The 17,272-nt window shown below is 54.8% G+C and carries 15 protein-coding genes and 2 tRNA genes; 10 read left to right on the forward strand and 7 right to left on the reverse strand.

Annotated features, from left to right (window positions below; genetic code table 11):
* Positions 1-5: 5 nt before the first annotated feature.
* The 6 genes from C3Z11_RS13350 to hemA all read right to left on the reverse strand — a co-directional run bounded on the left by C3Z11_RS13350 (position 6) and on the right by hemA (position 6,245).
* Entirely contained in the window at positions 6-1,280 is a 1,275-nt protein-coding gene (locus tag C3Z11_RS13350; RefSeq protein WP_106478440.1) for an NAD(P)/FAD-dependent oxidoreductase, read from the reverse strand.
* Between the two features lie 290 nt (positions 1,281-1,570).
* The gene (locus tag C3Z11_RS13355) at positions 1,571-2,317 is read right to left on the reverse strand and encodes a HesA/MoeB/ThiF family protein (RefSeq protein WP_106478545.1); all 747 of its coding nucleotides are present in this window, start codon (positions 2,315-2,317) and stop codon (positions 1,571-1,573) included.
* A gap of 67 nt (positions 2,318-2,384) precedes the next feature.
* Entirely contained in the window at positions 2,385-2,888 is a 504-nt protein-coding gene (locus tag C3Z11_RS13360; protein ID WP_106478441.1) for an Lrp/AsnC ligand binding domain-containing protein, read from the reverse strand.
* A 121-nt stretch (positions 2,889-3,009) separates the two neighbouring features.
* Positions 3,010-3,852, reverse strand: a complete 843-nt coding sequence (prmC, locus tag C3Z11_RS13365) for a peptide chain release factor N(5)-glutamine methyltransferase (RefSeq protein WP_106478442.1) — start codon at positions 3,850-3,852, stop codon at positions 3,010-3,012.
* Positions 3,853-3,867: 15 nt separating this feature from the next.
* Positions 3,868-4,953, reverse strand: a complete 1,086-nt coding sequence (gene prfA, locus C3Z11_RS13370; RefSeq protein WP_106478443.1) for a peptide chain release factor 1 — start codon at positions 4,951-4,953, stop codon at positions 3,868-3,870.
* The gene (gene hemA, locus C3Z11_RS13375; RefSeq protein WP_106478444.1) at positions 4,953-6,245 is read right to left on the reverse strand and encodes a glutamyl-tRNA reductase; all 1,293 of its coding nucleotides are present in this window, start codon (positions 6,243-6,245) and stop codon (positions 4,953-4,955) included. Before hemA ends, prfA begins: the two co-directional genes overlap by 1 nt.
* A gap of 219 nt (positions 6,246-6,464) precedes the next feature.
* Here hemA and C3Z11_RS13380 point away from each other — a divergent pair, with 219 nt between their 5' ends.
* The 9 genes from C3Z11_RS13380 (at position 6,465) to C3Z11_RS13420 (ending at position 13,630) form a co-directional block, all read left to right on the forward strand.
* Positions 6,465-8,264 (forward strand): tetratricopeptide repeat protein, encoded by a 1,800-nt coding sequence (locus C3Z11_RS13380; protein WP_106478445.1) that lies wholly within the window; start codon positions 6,465-6,467, stop codon positions 8,262-8,264.
* Complete coding sequence (gene lolB, locus C3Z11_RS13385; protein ID WP_106478446.1) at positions 8,261-8,869, forward strand: lipoprotein insertase outer membrane protein LolB; 609 nt, start codon at positions 8,261-8,263, stop codon at positions 8,867-8,869. The genes C3Z11_RS13380 and lolB overlap by 4 nt, the downstream gene beginning before the upstream one ends.
* Complete coding sequence (ispE, locus tag C3Z11_RS13390) at positions 8,866-9,750, forward strand: 4-(cytidine 5'-diphospho)-2-C-methyl-D-erythritol kinase (protein ID WP_106478447.1); 885 nt, start codon at positions 8,866-8,868, stop codon at positions 9,748-9,750. The genes lolB and ispE overlap by 4 nt, the downstream gene beginning before the upstream one ends.
* Before the next feature lie 7 nt (positions 9,751-9,757).
* Positions 9,758-9,832, forward strand: a tRNA-Gln gene (locus C3Z11_RS13395).
* An 84-nt stretch (positions 9,833-9,916) separates the two neighbouring features.
* Positions 9,917-10,858, forward strand: a complete 942-nt coding sequence (locus C3Z11_RS13400) for a ribose-phosphate pyrophosphokinase (RefSeq protein WP_262927394.1) — start codon at positions 9,917-9,919, stop codon at positions 10,856-10,858.
* Between the two features lie 110 nt (positions 10,859-10,968).
* Complete coding sequence (locus C3Z11_RS13405; protein ID WP_106478448.1) at positions 10,969-11,625, forward strand: 50S ribosomal protein L25/general stress protein Ctc; 657 nt, start codon at positions 10,969-10,971, stop codon at positions 11,623-11,625.
* A 40-nt stretch (positions 11,626-11,665) separates the two neighbouring features.
* Complete coding sequence (gene pth, locus C3Z11_RS13410) at positions 11,666-12,250, forward strand: aminoacyl-tRNA hydrolase (protein WP_106478449.1); 585 nt, start codon at positions 11,666-11,668, stop codon at positions 12,248-12,250.
* Between the two features lie 141 nt (positions 12,251-12,391).
* On the forward strand, positions 12,392-13,483 hold the full coding sequence (ychF, locus tag C3Z11_RS13415; protein ID WP_106478450.1) for a redox-regulated ATPase YchF: 1,092 nt from the start codon (positions 12,392-12,394) through the stop codon (positions 13,481-13,483).
* A gap of 70 nt (positions 13,484-13,553) precedes the next feature.
* Positions 13,554-13,630: transfer RNA gene (locus tag C3Z11_RS13420), tRNA-Met, on the forward strand.
* Positions 13,631-13,749: 119 nt separating this feature from the next.
* Here C3Z11_RS13420 and C3Z11_RS13425 read toward each other — a convergent pair.
* The gene (locus C3Z11_RS13425) at positions 13,750-15,069 is read right to left on the reverse strand and encodes a M18 family aminopeptidase (protein ID WP_106478451.1); all 1,320 of its coding nucleotides are present in this window, start codon (positions 15,067-15,069) and stop codon (positions 13,750-13,752) included.
* Positions 15,070-15,194: 125 nt separating this feature from the next.
* Between C3Z11_RS13425 and C3Z11_RS13430 the strand changes: the two genes are divergently transcribed.
* Positions 15,195-17,231, forward strand: a complete 2,037-nt coding sequence (locus C3Z11_RS13430; protein WP_106478452.1) for a carboxy terminal-processing peptidase — start codon at positions 15,195-15,197, stop codon at positions 17,229-17,231.
* Positions 17,232-17,272 lie beyond the last annotated feature (41 nt).

Here is a 17,272-nt window from a genome sequence, read left to right on the forward strand (position 1 = left end):
GGTGCTTATAACCGATCACGCAAGCGATAAAACGATGTAGCCAATACCAATAGCGGTGTACGAAAGCGTGTACCGCCAGGAAAATCGAGATGACGCATACGTGCAAACATATCAAAGCGTTCAGCTTGTCCCATGATGCTTTCGGCCACCAACTTTCCCGCTAGTCCGGCCAATGCCATGCCATGCCCTGAATATCCTTGCACATAGTAAATGTTATTGCCGATACGCCCAAAATGCGGTGCACGATTGCGTGTAATTGCTACCTTCCCTCCCCAGCGATAGGCAATATTGACCCTATCAAGTACTGGAAAGAGCTGAGCCATCTTGAGTTCCATACGCCGCCGCAGCCCGCGGGGCTCACGTCCGGTGTAACTGACCTGCCCCCCGTAAAGCAGCCGACGATCCCCGGAAAGACGATAGTAATCAAGCACGAAGTTAGCGTCCGATACAGCGTCATCCTGAGGTAGCAACTGGCTGACCTGTTCGTGACTCAGCGGCTCGGTGGCAATGATGTAGTTAGCCACGGGCATGATCTTGGTCTGTAATTCAGGGATGAGCCCACCCAGATAGGCATTACCTGCAACAAAAACGAATTCTGCCTCTATCTGCCCTTGTGCAGTGGTTATCCGCGCCGGACGCGCACGTTCGATATCGGTTACTTGTGAGTGCTCAAATATTTCCACACCCCTACGCTGCGCCGCCTGCGCCAGACCGAGCGTATAATTGAGAGGATGGAGATGACCGCCCTCGGCGTCCGCCAAACCGCCCAGATAGCCGTCACTCACGACGCGCTGGCGAAACGCGTCTGGTTCAAGCCACTCCAAACCTTGATAGCCATAGCGCTGCGCCATGGCGTCCTGCCAATGGCGGTAGGCCTTGACATGACGTGGCTTGACCGCGGCATGAATGTAGCCCCATTTCAGATCGCAGGGAATAGCGTGACGCTCGACCAATTCGGCTGTCAGGCGTACCGCTTCACGGCTCATTTCCCATACTTCGCGGGCAGCCTGCAAGCCCAGCGCATGCTCGATCACGTCAAGCTCGGTCCCAAGCCCGGGTAGAATTTGACCGCCGCTACGTCCCGACGCACCAAATCCGATCTCATATGATTCAAGTAGCGCCACACGATACCCCTGCTCGGCCAGATGCAGGGCAGCCGAACAACCACTAACACCACCACCCACGATACAGACATCAAAACGCCGAGCACCGGTGAGAGGCTGCGTGGGCGTCAGCGTGACGGCGACCGAGTCGCGATAATAAGAAGTCGTTTCAGGCATAACACGCTAAATGAGTAGAGGTGCCAACACACCGCGATACAGCCGCGATCTTTGAAACGTTATGCGCCTATCAGCGCCGATACGATTCAACACCATTGTTAATACCGCCCCTTACAAAAGTCTATAGGCGGAGACAGCGCAAGGCACAATTCTGTCAGGTATTGCTATCGACATATTATTAACGCGTTTGATAACGTCGCGGATAGCAGGTCTGTCGGCACTGAACTCATCCACAGCAGCGAGGCCGCAATATGCGGCCTCGCTGCTATTTATGCACGGTCTTTCGATATTTACGAGCTACTACAGACCGAACAGGCGGGGTCCTTGCGGAGCCCGAAATTACGCCATTGCCCGTTCAAAGCATCGAAGGTCGATAAGCCTTGGTGGGGCGTACCTGCAGCGCTGAGTATCTTGACGGCTTCCAATGCCTGAAACGTACCGATCACGCCGACCAGCGGTGCAATCACACCGCTTTCAGCGCAACTCAACGCTTCATCAGAGGCATCTTCACCATAGAGGCAAGCATAGCAAGGTGAATCGTCACGGCGCAGATCGAACACCGCAAGCTGACCGGAAAAACGGATAGCAGCACCGGAAACCAGCGGCGTACCCGCTGCCACGCAAGCACGGTTGATGGCGAAACGGCTGGAGAAACGGTCGGTACAGTCGAGCACGACGTCAGCTTCGGCGATAGCGCGCTCAAGCACCCCGCCTTCAAGGCGCTCAGGTATCACTTCAACCGTACAGTGCTGATTAATCTCTGCAATACGCCGCGCGCCGGACTCGGCCTTGCCGGTGCCAAGGTCGGCTTCACCGTGAGCAATCTGACGCTGCAGATTGGAAAGCTCGACATCATCGTCATCGGCAAGCGTCAATCGCCCGATTCCTGCCGCAGCAAGATAGAGCGCTACCGGTGAGCCAAGCCCGCCCACGCCGATTACCAAAGCATGCGCCGCGAGCAACCGCTCCTGCCCTTCGATATCTACTTCCGGTAGCATTATCTGACGGCTATAGCGCAAGAGCGTCTGATCGTTCATCGCCATTGGAACATTCGACTCGCCTTGTTGCAGTGATCACATCGCCTGACAATCATCGGCTTGGACATCACAATTTGTCGTCCAGCTCATCGATGTCAGGCACATAAAGCGAAAACTCTTCCTTGACCTCTTCCATGACCACGTAACTTTTTGATTCCTTCACGCCGGGCAGCGTCAGGACCACGTCGCCCAGAAGCTGGCGATAAGCCGACATCTCGGGAATCCGGCACTTGAGGATATAATCGAACTGCCCCGACACCAGATGACACTCCTGAATCTGCGGCAGCTTGGCTACGGCGCGACGAAACTCGTCAAACACGGCCGGTGACTGGGTTTCGAGACTTACCTCAACGAATACCAAAAGCTTGGCCTTCAGCGCATCGGGGTTAAGCATCGCCTTATAGCCACGAATAATGCCAGCGCGTTCAAGCCGCTTAACGCGCTCAAGACATGGTGTGGTCGAAAGCCCCACGTTGGATGCCAGGTCCACATAAGAAATTCGCGCGTTGTCCTGCAGACAACGCAAGATATTAAGGTCAATCTTGTCTAGCGTTCGGGATTTAGTTTTCATTATCGCTTATTCCGCGCCGCCCATCGGATTATCGATGACAGTGAATATCAGTGTTGTTATGCCCTTCAGCGTTTATTATTAACACAGATAGTATTCCTCCCACCATGCAGGCCCTGCTTCGTTAACCGTGCGCAACGTGCCCCAGTGTCACACGAGGCCGACCGCCGAGATCATGGCACGTCTCAACGTCAATGAAGCCTGACGCTCTGAACACAGCCTGCACCGCTTCACCTTGCGCCATGCCATGCTCGACCAGCAGCCAGCCGCCCGGTTCAAGATAATCCTGTGCGCTACGCGCCAGATGATATAGATCAGCAAGGCCATCCTGCGCTGCGATCAGGGCTGAACGCGGCTCAAAACGTACATCACCACGCTCAAGATGGGGATCGCTGTCGGCCAGATAGGGAGGATTGGATACAATAATATCGAAGCGCTCGTTCTCTCCAAACGCTGAGAACCAATCGCTTCGCATGAAATGAACGTTGCTCATGCCAAGACGCGTTGCGTTAGTGCGCGCCAGTTGGACGGCTGCCTCAATGATATCCACACCGAATACGGACCATTGCGGCCGCTCACTAGCCAGTGCCAAGGCTATCGCCCCGGTTCCTGTGCCCAGATCAAGTAGTCTGCCCCGCGCAGCTTGAGCACGCTTGAGTGCCTCTTCGACGAGCAATTCCGTATCAGGACGTGGGATCAATGTGGCCTTCGAAGTAGAGAGCATCAACCCCCAGAATTCGCGCTGGCCAATCAGGTAAGCGATGGGCTGGCCCTGCTCACGGGCCGCGAGCAGGTCATGAAAACGTGCCTCTGTACCGGGCTCCACTTCCCGATCGCCCCAGGTGTAGAGCCATACCCGCTCACGCTCTAGCAAGTAAGCGAGCAGAAGCTCAGCATCAAGACGTGGCGTATCGCTGAACGGTACCAGGCGCTGCGTAGCCGTAACAAGTAATTGATCGATGCGCATTGCTTATTGCCCCGCTTAGGCGGTTTGCAGCGCAGCGAGCTGTTCAGCCTGATACTCATGCACAAGAGGATCGATCACTTCGTCCAGGCTGCCAGCAACAATTTCGTTGAGCTTGTAGAGCGTCAAGTTAATACGGTGATCCGTTACTCGTCCCTGTGGGAAGTTATAGGTACGAATACGCTCGCTGCGATCGCCCGAGCCGACCAGAGATTTACGCGCATCGGCTTGCTGTTGGCGGTGCTCGCTTTCGGCGGCCTGTTTGAGACGTGCAGCTAGCAGCGCCATCGCCTTGGCACGATTCTTGTGCTGGCTACGTTCGTCCTGACACTCGACCACCGTGCCGGTCGGCAGGTGGGTAATGCGAATCGCCGAATCGGTGGTATTGACGTGCTGACCGCCCGCGCCGCTGGAACGAAAGGTATCGACGCGCAAGTCACTGGCGTTGATGTCGATTTCACCGACGGCGTCGGCCTCCGGCATAATGGCTACCGTGCACGCCGAGGTATGGATGCGTCCTTGAGACTCGGTGGCTGGTACGCGCTGTACACGGTGAGCGCCGGATTCAAATTTGAGACGACCATAGACGCCCTGTCCGGAAACCCGTGCGATAATTTCCTTGTATCCCCCATGCTCACCATGGCTGGCACTAATGGTTTCGACCCGCCAACCCTGAGTTTCGGCATAACGTGAATACATCCGAAACAGATCGCCGGCAAACAGTGCCGCCTCGTCCCCGCCGGTCCCGGCACGCACTTCCAGAAAGACACTGCGCTCGTCGTCGGGGTCTTTGGGCACCAACAGTTTTTTCAGTTCCTCTTCAAGCGTTTCGAGGCGCTCACTGGCCGCGTAGAACTCTTCTTCAGCCATGTCACGCATATCGGCATCAGCGTCGCTGCGCATCTGCTCGGCATCGTCGCGATCACCTTCGACTTCACGATAGCGCGCCCAGGCCTGCACTAGCGCTTCAAGGTCCGAATATTCCCGGGAATAATCACGAAACCGCATCTGATCGGTAATGACTTCGGGCTCGGCAAGGAGCGCTGCTAGCTCCTCGAAGCGCTCCTGAAAACTATCGAGTCGCTGACGCAAAGAGGCTTTCATTAAATATCCTGTTCCTGTACGGCCACTTCCTGCTTCCCGACCTTTTCGCCAAGCAGCAATTCTTCGGCCGCCTGAATAATATCCTGACGCTGGGCCCCGGACGCAGCGCGCAGCCGTGCGGTGGTGCCGTGCAGCAGCTTGTTGGTGAGCTGATGGGTCAGCTTGCGAATTACCTCTTCGGGGTCCTGCCCCTGGGCAAGCTGTGATAATGCCTGAGTTTCAGCCGCACGGCGCAGCGCCTCAGCCTGCTGGCGATGGCGCTTGATCAGATCGCCGGCGCCGCGAATGCGTTGCTCATGTTGCCAGGCGCTGACGCCGGCGACGATCATTTCTTCGGCCTGGGCCGCAGCAGCTTCCCGCGAACGGCGATTCTCTTCGATTACTTCATGAAGATCATCCACTGTATAGAGAAAAACGTCATCAAGCTCACCGACCTGCGATTCGATATCACGTGGCACGGCGATATCAACCATAAAGAAAGGACGGTGCTTGCGCACCTTGAGTGCACTTTCCACCATGCCCTTGCCAAGAATGGGCAGCGGACTCGCCGTAGACGAAATGATAATATCGGCACAGGTCAAAGCGGCAGGAATTTCCTCAAGCCCGATCGCCACGCCTTCGATTTCACTCGCCAGTGTCTGGGCCCGTTCTCGGGTACGGTTGGCTACGATAACGCCCTGGATGCCCGCCTCCTTGAGATGGCGAGCAACCAACTCGATTGTCTCGCCAGCGCCGATCAGCAATGCTCGCGAGCGCGCCAAATCGCCAAAGATACGTCCAGCCAGGTTGACCGCTGCATAAGCCACCGAGACGGGATTATCGCCGATACCGGTTTCAGTGCGCACCTGCTTTGCGGTTGCAAATGTATGCTGGAAAAGCCGCTCGAGATCACCGTCCAGGCTGTGAAAACGTCGTGCCTGCTGATAGGCACTTTTCAGCTGTCCCAGAATTTGTGGTTCGCCCAGCACCATTGAATCGAGGCCGCATGCGACACGCATCAAATGCCGTACAGCCTCGTTGCCGTGATAGTAGTAAGCACAGCGGATAAGGTCCTCGCTGGGTAGCCGGTGAAACTGGCTTAACCAGTCAAGCACATCCTGCTCACCACTTTCTTCAGCAGTGCAGTAGATTTCAGTCCGGTTACAGGTCGACAGGATCGCTGCCTCACTGACCGCTGATAACGATTTGAGCTCCGACAACGCCTGTTCGAGCTGATTAGGGGCAAAAGCCACCCGTTCGCGAACAGCGAGCGCCGCCGTTTTATGGTTGATGCCCAGGGCAAGAAGCGTCATGTTAACGTGTCATCAAGAACGTTCATAAACGTTAGGCTATCCAATGGCTTAGCGCGCAAAGAAAAGCCTCGTCAGGTCATTGCATGGGACGATGTGGCCTCGTCCTCGCGTAGTCAATCCAATCATTCTACCATAGCACCGATAACCATGTGATGTGGCGCTTTGCCCCCGCACGCTGATCCGGTACTCTGATCTTCTGTGTATATGTAAGGGGAAGGCATGCCTTCACGCTCATTGTTCTTTCCTATAGCGGCGATTTTCATCGCCAGCGGGCCGTTGTGGCTGGCAGGTTGCCAGTCAACGCCGCCTATGTCGGCGCGCCAGGACCCTTTGGCATCGGCCCCACCTATCACCCAAGGGCTTGATGCCAGCGGTCTGAGTCAGTTGCTCGGCGCTGAGATTGCCGGGCAGCGTGGCGACTTTGCTGCAGCAGCGCGCGGCTACTATGCCCAAAGCGAGCGCTATGATTCTCTAGCCTTGGCGCAGCGCGCCACGTTGGCGGCGCGCTACGCGGGCGACCCCGCTCTATTCGAGCGTGCCGCACGGCGTTGGGCTGAACTCTCTTCTCAATCAGCCGATGCCACTGCCGGCGCGCCTCATCGCATTCTGGCCGAAATCGCGGGCAAGCGCGGCGACTGGGATGAAGCCCTGCGTCAGTTACTCGCCGTCGACGCGCTGGGTGAGAACATCGATCTGGAAGCTTTTGTCGAAGATGCTGTCGATGAAGGCGCCAAACCCAACGTGCTGCTCAATGAACTGGACAGCTATATAGCGCAACACTCCGATCGTCCCGCACCGCGCATCGCCGCCGCGCTGCTCGACACCCGAGAGCAGCAGTTCGATACCGCGGCGACACGCCTTGCCAGTGTTGAACAACGCTGGCCAGAACTCCCCATTTTGTGGCTGGCGCGCAGTCAGCTTGAGCTTGAACGGGATCAGCCTGGCATGGCACTGAAAGCCGCGCAGCGTGGCCAAACGCTCGCACCTGATGACAGCCGCTTCGTCCTCGCCATGGCCCAGGCTCATCTAGCATTGGATAACATCGATCTGGCTGAAAAGCAGTTCGATACACTGTTAAAGCGGCATCCCAACAATACGGCTTTGCGGCTTTCACTTGCTCGGCTGTATTTGCAGTATGGCCACGCCACCAGTGCCCGACGCATACTGCTGCCATTAGTGGCTAATAGCACTGATGCTCCAGACGACGCCTACTTCCTCCTGGCCCTTATCGCCGAGCAGCAAGACGATATCGATAGCGCGTTATTGTATTATCGGCAGGTTCGCGAAGGAGAACAATTCATCGCATCGCGAGCACGAGCGGCACAACTACTTATCGGGCATGATCGCCTGAACGAAGCACGTATTTTTCTCGACACCCAACGTCAACGACATCCAGCAAGCAACGCGGATCTACTCGCTATAGAACTCATGCTGCTTGATCAAGCCGGCCAATCAGGGGTGGCCAATCGGCTACTTGATCAGGAAATTGCCGCCCAGGCCCCGAATAATAGTAATCTCATTTTCACCCGCGCCATGCGCGCCATGCAGGCAGACGATCTGCAGGCAATGGAGCGAGATATGAAAATATTGCTTGAACGCAATCCCGATGACGCGGAAGTGCTGAACGCTTATGGCTACACGCTTACCGAGCGCACCGACCGACATGAACAAGCACTTGAACTGATCAAACGCGCGCATGAGCTTGACCCACAGAGCCCGGCCATCATGGATAGCCTCGGCTGGGTTTACTTTCATCTCGGTGAATTCGAACGTGCCGAGGGCTATTTGCAACGCGCCTACGCTGCCATGCCTGATGAGGAAGTCGCCGCGCACTTGGCAGAGCTTCTCATCAACCTGGATCGTCCCGATGACGCCAGAACGATTGTGCTAAAGGCGCTGGATCGTTTCGAGACGCATCCGACACTTGATAGTCTGCTTAAACGCCATCCGCAATTGATGCCCTTTCCTGTCAACGGAAGTGGCACCAGCACCCCTGTTTTCCAAGAGAATGCCCCATGAGAGTCCGTTTTCTTTTACCCGTCTTGTTACTTCTATTTATTAGCGGATGTGCCACCCAAGCACCTATACCGGATGTTGCACGCCATATTGGTGATTGGAAAAGCCAGAGCGCACAGACCAAATCACTCGACACCTGGACTATCGCCGGTAAGGTAGGCGTGCGTACACCACATGACAGCCGTAGCGCCAACCTCGACTGGATACAGCAGCCAACACAGTATCGTATGATGATCAGCGGTCCGTTTGGCGTAGGAAGGAACACGCTGGAAGGAACCATAAACAACGTAACGCTAGCCAATGGTGACGGCACATTTACTGCTGATACACCAGAGCAATTAATGGAAGAACAGTTAGGCTGGTCATTACCCATCTCTTCTCTCGATTACTGGGTACGCGGCATTGCTGACCCCTCGGAATACAGTGAATTTACCTACGACAACGAAGGTTTTCCTGCCGAGTTACGCCAGGCCGGCTGGACAATCCGCTATCTTGACTGGAGTTACGCGGACGGGCTGTGGTTACCACGTCGCCTGAAGATGAATTATGGCGACCTGACCGCCACTCTGGTCGTTAATGAATGGCATCCCCATCAGGCTTCATCATGAGCGAGACGCTGACCCTACCCTCACCGGCAAAGCTCAATCGTATGCTGCATATCGTTGGTCAGCGCAGCGATGGCTATCACGAGTTGCAGACGCTTTTTCAGTTTCTCGACTACGGCGATACCTTGCACTTTACACCGCGGGCAGACGACAGGATCACGTTAACCCCCCCGTTAGAGGGAGTGGACACCGAGCATAACCTGATCGTGCGCGCGGCACGGCTGCTTCAAAATGCATGCAATGTTACTTGCGGTGTAGATATCCGGCTCGATAAGCAACTGCCGATGGGCGGCGGACTTGGCGGTGGCAGCTCCAATGCTGCGACCACACTACTCGCACTCGACCGGCTCTGGAATCTAGGGCTAAGCAATGATTACCTGGCGACACTTGGCCTTTCACTCGGCGCCGATGTACCGGTCTTTATCCGCGGATTTGCAGCCTGGGGTGAAAGCATCGGTGAGCGACTGATCCCCGCGCAGCTGGATGCCCCTTGGTTTGTCGTCATTCATCCCGGCATCGGGGTTGCCACACAGACAGTGTTCAGCCATCCCGAATTGACACGCAACAGTGCGCCAATTAGTATGGCGCGCGCAGTTGAAGGGGGTCGGAACGACTGTGAGCGCGTAGTTCGCATGCTCCAGCCGGCCATCGGTGATGCGCTCGACTGGCTCGATCAATTCGGCTCAGCCATGCTGACCGGAACAGGTGCATGCGTATTCTGCGCCTTGACGAATCGCGCCCAAGCCGATAGCATTTTGCACCGCCTTCGTGAAGAAAAAAACGAAGGACGGTATCGTGATTGGCAGGCTTTCGTCGCTCGCGGATGTAACACCTCCCCTCTTCATACCGCTCTGGAGGAATGCCGGAGCAACATGATGAGCTGATCGTTACTGGGGTATAGCCAAGTGGTAAGGCACCGGTTTTTGGTATCGGCATTCCCAGGTTCGAATCCTGGTACCCCAGCCAATTATCTCGACCATAGCGGATCGACGATCGCTCCTGAACTTCAACCGCCTTGATATCCCACAAGCGTCCATAAGGTGGAAGCGCGTGTCTAAACTGATGGTCTTCGCGGGGAACGCCAACCCCGAACTCGCCCGCAAGGTAGCCGAGTGTCTCGATAATCGACTCGGCCATGCCACGGTCGGTCAGTTCAGCGATGGGGAAATCGCCGTCGAGATCAACGAAAACGTCCGCGGCAAGGACGTCTTCATTTTACAATCCACTTGCGCCCCGACCAATGACAACCTGATGGAATTGATCCTGATGGTTGATGCGTTGCGTCGTGCTTCCGCTACACGCATCACTGCCGTCATGCCTTATTTCGGCTATGCACGCCAGGACCGCCGCGTACGCTCGGCACGCGTCCCCATTTCAGCCAAGGTTGTGGCGGATATGATGGTCAAGGCCGGCGTCGATCGCGTCATGACTATGGACCTGCATGCTGACCAGATTCAGGGCTTTTTCGATGTCCCGGTAGATAACGTCTACGGCTCCCCGATTCTGCTCGACGACATTGAACGTCAAAACTATGACGATATCGTCATAGTCTCACCTGACGTCGGTGGCGTAGTACGTGCCCGAGCTGTCGCCAAGCAACTCAACGCCGATCTTGCCATTATCGATAAGCGTCGTCCGCAGGCCAACCAGGCGCAAGTGATGCATATCATCGGCGATATCAAAGATCGTACCTGCATACTGGTCGACGATATGGTCGATACGGCCGGAACGTTATGCAAAGCCGCTGAAGCGCTAAAGGCCCACGGTGCGCGTCGCGTGATCGCCTATTCCACTCATGCCATTTTGTCCGGCCCTGCCGTCGACAACATTGCTGCCTCAAATCTCGACGAGCTAGTGGTTGGTGACACCATCCCGCTTGCCGAGCATGCGCGACGTAGCGGCAAGATTCGCCAACTATCTGTAGCCGGTCTTATTGCCGAAGCTATCCGCCGCGTCAGCAACGAAGAATCCTTCAGCGCGATGTTCCACTGACATCGCCGCGGTAGCGGCCCCTCGCTCGTTGAGTGGGCCTTTATGGAGACGGCACCAACCTGGTCGCGGGTGGTGTCGTTTTCGACATTGAATCAACGAGGTTTAATCCTATGAAACATGATTATAAATTGACTGCCGTAGTCCGTACGGAGCTGGGGAAAGGTGCGAGCCGCCGCCTGCGTCGTGCGAACGAACGCGTCGCGGCCATTATCTATGGCGGCAGCGCGGAGCCTACACCGATCGCCATCGACAAGCCGGCGTTCTACAAGTCGCTTGAAGATGAAGCGTTCTTCTCTTCCATCATCACCATTGATGTCGATGGCAAGAGCGAACAGGTCGTCGTTCGTGATCTTCAGCGTCACCCGTACAAACCGCTGGTCACTCATGCTGACTTCATGCGCGTCGACGCGACCCACGAAATCACTCTGACTGTACCGCTTCACTTCACCGGTGAAGAGGAGTGTGTGGGTGTTCGTGAAGGAGGCGGCGTCATTCACGTGCTGTCCAATGACGTTGAAATCAGCTGTCTGCCGGCCGATCTTCCGGAATATCTGGAAGTTGATATCAGCAAGCTCGCCCTCGGCGAAACCTTGCACCTGTCAAATATTGTGCTTCCCAAGGGCGTCAGCATCACCGCGCTTACTCATGGCGAAGATTATGACGCTGGTATCGTGGCCGTGACACACCCGACCAAGGGTACGACATCCGATGATGACGATGCTCAGGATCCGGAAGGTCAGACTGCAGCCGATAACGGCGACCAGTAACACCCAGCACTCGTTTATTGCTGCATAACAGGACGTCCGCATGAGCAAGGTACACGCTATCATTGGCCTGGGAAATCCCGGCGCACAATACGCTGATACCCGGCATAATGCGGGCGCCTGGCTGGTAGAAGCCTTGGCACGTGAATGCCTGGAAACACTACGTCCCGAACGCAAGTTTCTGGGTGATTACGCCAAGGTGCGCTTCAAGGGGCACGAGCTGCATCTGCTCGTGCCTTCTACCTATATGAATCGTAGCGGTCAGTCAGTCTCTTTATTGGCCAAATTCTTCAAGCTCGAACCCGAGCAGTTTCTGATCGCTCATGACGAGCTCGATATCCCGGCCGGCCAGGCACGTTACAAGCAAGGCGGTGGCCATGGCGGTCACAATGGCCTGCGCGACATTATCAGCGCGCTGGGTAATGCCAATTCATTTCATCGGCTCCGTGTTGGCATTGATCATCCCGGTGACGCCAAGCTGGTCACTCACTATGTTCTCGGCTCGCCCGGCAAGGCAGAGCGGCAGGCCATTGATGCTGCAATCGAGGAAAGCCTAGCCACACTGCCTGATGCAATTAGTGGCGAGTGGGCTCGCGCCATGAATCGGCTACACAGCTTCAAGGGATAAATAGCCTTACACGCCTCCCTTCTCAATCTATCGTTTCCTTTCTCATCATTAAACGCGTTAATTTCAAATCGACACTCGTCATCGACCGATGACTCACGGTATCCTTTCGCGTTTAAGTAATGTCTCTTCAGGATCGCGCCCATGGGTTTTAACTGCGGTATCGTTGGCCTGCCCAACGTCGGCAAATCCACGCTTTTTAATGCACTGACCAAATCCGGCATTGACGCAGAGAATTTCCCTTTCTGCACCATAGAGCCCAATACGGGCATCGTTCCCATGCCGGACCCTCGCCTCGACAGGCTCGCAGAAATTGTTCAACCGCAAAAGGTTCTGCCGACGACCATGGAGTTTGTCGATATTGCAGGTCTAGTGGCAGGCGCTTCAAAAGGTGAAGGGCTCGGCAACCAGTTCCTGGCCAACATTCGTGAAACGGATGCTATCGCGCATGTTGTGCGCTGCTTCGACGATGACAATGTCATTCATGTTGCCAATCAGGTCGACCCACGCAGTGACATTGAGACCATCAATATCGAGCTGGCGCTTGCTGATCTCGATAGCGTCGAACGGGCCATTCAGCGCCTTGTGCGTGTGGCCAAGGGCGGTGACAAGGAAGCGATCGCTACCAAGGCATTACTGGAGCGCATCCAGCCCCACCTGGCCGAAGGCCAGCCGCTGCGCAGCTTTGGTCTCGATGATGATGAGCGCGCCCTCGTCAGAGGCTACGGATTTTTGACCCTCAAGCCAACGATGTACATTGCCAATGTTAACGAAGATGGCTTTGAGAACAACCCGCACCTTGACGTAGTGCGCATGATTGCCGAAGAAGAAGGCGCCCTTGTAGTACCTGTGTGCAACAAGCTTGAGGCTGAAATCGCCGAGCTTGAGGACGAAGAGCGTGCGATGTTTCTTGATGATCTCGGTATGGAAGAACCCGGGCTCGATCGGGTAATTCGTGCTGGCTATGCCCTGCTCGGCCTACAGACCTACTTCACCGCAGGCGTCAAAGAAGTTCGGGCTTGGACAGTCAAGGTAGGCGCTACGGCACCGCAAGCAGCGGGTGTCATCCATACCGATTTCGAGAAGGGATTTATCCGCGCCGAAGTGGTCTCCTATGAGGATTTCATTGCCTATCAGGGCGAGAACGGTGCCAAGGAAGCGGGCAAATGGCGATTGGAAGGCAAGAGCTATGTCGTTCAAGATGGTGACGTCATGCACTTCCGCTTCAACGTATGATGTTTGTCTGTAATCTCTAAAATACTTGACAGATCAATGGGCTTAGGCGTAACATGCGCCTCCATTGAATGGCTACGTAGCTCAGCTGGTTAGAGCACATCACTCATAATGATGGGGTCCCCTGTTCGAATCAGGGCGTAGCCACCAGATTACAAAAACCTCACAGCTCTTTGGGCCGTGAGGTTTTTTTGTAGGCGTTTGCGACTCGGTTGGGCCGGACGAATCGAATTTAACTATCCGCCAGCCCGCAAATGACTTCGTCAATATCAGTCAAGCACAGCGCGATTACAGAAAGCGCTCAATACGTGAATCAGATGATCGGGGTCATGCGCGCCGGCTGTCTCCCGTATTGAATGCATTGCCCACTGCGGCAGACCAACATCAATGGTGGGAACACCAATTTCACTAGCTGTGATCGGTCCAATGGTACTGCCACATCCCATGTCAGCCCGGGTCACAAACGTCTGCACTGGCACCCCTTGTGTGTGGCAGATATCCCGAAACATTGCTGCTGTAGCACTGTTGGTGGCATAACGCTGGTTGGCATTGACCTTGATGACCGGTCCAGCGTTGAGCTTTGGACCATGTGCGGCATCATGCTTGTCAGCAAAATTGGGATGCAGGCCATGTGCATTATCGCAGGAAATCATTCGTGAGCGTTGGATAAGCCGGACGCGCCCCTCTTCACCACCAACGCCTACGGCATCATTGAGGCGGTGAAGAACATCGGCAAGCATGGTACCGTGTGCCCCGCTGGCACTGGCGCTTCCTACTTCTTCATGATCGTTGGCAACAAAGAGGACCCCTTGAGTTCCATCGCTCTGTAGTAGCGCCTCAAGCCCACAGAAGCATGACAGCAAGTTGTCGAGGCGCGCGCTGGCGATCAGTTCACCCTCGATGCCGAGCTGTGACGGTGGTTGCACGTCATAAAAGCCAAGCTCGAAATCGAGAATGCTTATCTGATCAATATTGTGCTGCTCCTTTATCCAGCGCTTCAGCAAGGTATCGATATCATGATGCTCGCTTTCCGCTTGCATCTGTTCAGGCATCTGCCAGAGAATCGGCGCCATTTGTGTCTGGGCGTTAAGCGCCTTGCCTTGGTTAACCTCACGATCAAGGTGAATAGCTAAGCTCGGAATAATGGCAACGGGGCGATCAACATTGATCAGCAAACCTTCGATAGTGCCGTCAGCTTTACGCACATGGACGCGTCCAGCCAGCCCCAGATCACGATCGAACCAAGGCGCGAGCAAAGCACCGCCATAGACTTCAATACCTAATTGCAGCCAACTGCGAGAGGTAATCGTTGGACGTGGCTTGAGACGCAAACCAGGACTATCAGTATGGGCGCCTATCATACGCAAGCTCTCAAGCGTGCATTGGGGAAGTTGAAAGGCAATCAGCGAAGACCCGTTACGTACAGTATAGTAACGACCACCTGGCACTAACGACCATGCTTCGACTTCATCGAGGGGTTTAAATCCTGCAGCATCGAGACGCTCGGTCATCTGCTTCACAGCATGCCATGGCATTGGTGAACTATGTAAAAAATCAAACAAACGCATTAGAGTATTAGAGTTAAACATCTTAATCCTTATAAGTACTGTCTGTGCCGAACGGCTTGGGCTGCTACAATTCGGACTTTGCAAGTTTGTGCGCGTGAACCACGCGCTAGAGAATGAGTGTACCTGAGACCGGGAGTGCTTAGTTGATGAGCCCGTTTGCAAATGCTCGACACATGGCGGCCTTCGCCCTGTGCTTTTTTTTGGCCATTCCTGCCTTGGCCGATATCAAGCCGACAGACGATGGTCGACAGGCTTCCAAGGAGGTCGCCCAGTCCTTGCGCTACGGGCATTATGAAAATGTCACGTTGGATGATGCCTGGTCGCAGAAAGCCTATAAACGTTTTCTCCACCTCATCGATCCTCAGCATGCCTATCTACTTTCCAGTGATATCGGAGAATTCGCTGACTTGAAAGTTGATTTCAATGATGCCGTACAAAACGGTGATCTGGACCGCGTGTATGCGCTTTACAATCGCTATCAGCAGCGTCTTGAAGACCGTTTAACTTGGCTAATCAACCGCCTCGATCAAAACCCTCAGTTCGACTTCACTACCAACGAACGTCTAGCCCTCGATGATGAAGAGGGCGACTGGGCTGATGATGAGTCGCAGCTTGATGATTTTTGGCGAAAACGGCTCAAGAACGCCGCGTTGGCGATGAGCCTTTCCGATACCGCCGACGACGACATCAATGAGCAGCTCAAGAAGCGTTACGAAGGTCAATTGACTCGTATTCTCCAGACAAACTCAGAAGATGTCTTGAGCGTCTTTCTTAATTCCATTACTGGCTCGATCGACCCACACTCTGATTACCTCTCCCCTAGCCGTGGAGAATCCTTTGACATTCAAATGAAGCTGTCACTTGAAGGGATCGGTGCACTACTGCAGTCAGAAGGCGAATACGTCAAGGTTTCAAGCCTTGTACCTGGGGGACCTGCCGAAAAAAGTGGTCAGCTCAAACCAGCAGACCGGATCGTAGCCGTTGGACAAGGCTCTGCTGGCGACATGACCAATGTCGTGAGCATGCGTCTTGATGATGTCGTCGACTTGATTCGAGGTCCTAAGGGCTCGAGCGTGCGCCTCGAGATCATTCCAGCCAAGGCCGTCGATGTCACCCAGACGCGAGTCGTTGAGATCAAGCGAGATACCGTTAAGCTTGAAGATCAGGCCGCTAAAAGTGAAGTGATTGAGCTTGAGCGTGATGGCCAGACGCAGCGCATCGGTGTCATAACTGTCCCTGCGTTTTATGTTGACTTCGATGCTTGGCAAGCAGGCGAAAGCGATTATCGCAGCACTACACGTGACGTGAGAAAGCTGATCGAAGATTTGAAGCAACAAAACGTGCAGGGCATCGTACTGGATCTACGTAGCAATGGCGGAGGTGCGCTGCAGGAAGCCAACTCCATGATTGGCCTGTTCATCGACCGCGGCCCGACCGTTCAGGTACGTGATGCTCGAGGACGCATTAATCTGTACGGAGACACTGATCGTGGCACTGCCTATGACGGTCCGCTTGCTGTGTTGGTTGATCGCCTATCAGCGTCTGCTTCTGAAATATTTGCCGGTGCGATACAGGATTACGGACGCGGCCTTATTCTCGGCTCGCAAACTTTCGGTAAAGGGACCGTGCAAACATTAAGCGATCTTAGTCACGGCGAGTTGAAAATGACGCGTGCGAAGTTTTACCGCATCTCAGGCGAAAGTACTCAGGAAAAGGGTGTCGAACCTGACATTGCCTATCCGAACCTGTTCGATCCAGAAGAAATCGGTGAGAGCTCCTTGGATAACGCCCTACCCTGGGACACAGTACGTCCAGTCACTTATCGTCGTTATGGCAATCCTGAAAAGTATCTGGACACACTTCGCGAGCGTCATGAGGCACGTGTCATCAATGAGCCTGATTTTCGCTATCTAGAACGTGAAGCGGACCTAGCCAGGAAGCTGCGCGAACAAAGCACTAGCGTCAGCCTCAATCTGGAACAGCGCAAGCGCGAGATGGAAGCTCAGGAAGCGGAGCAATTAGCGCTGGAAAACCAACGACGCCAGGCATTAGGGCTTGCTCCCATCGAGCATTGGACCGATGCCCGTGATGAAGATGACAATCAAACGCCTATTGATCAAGCCCAGCTAAATGAGAGTGCTGAAATACTGCTCGATTACACACACCTGATCAATCCATCCTGATCGAAGTATCCAAAAAAAGCCGCCTGCATCAATGCATGGCG

Source organism: Phytohalomonas tamaricis (assembly GCF_003012345.1).
Classification (GTDB): domain Bacteria; phylum Pseudomonadota; class Gammaproteobacteria; order Pseudomonadales; family Halomonadaceae; genus Phytohalomonas; species Phytohalomonas tamaricis.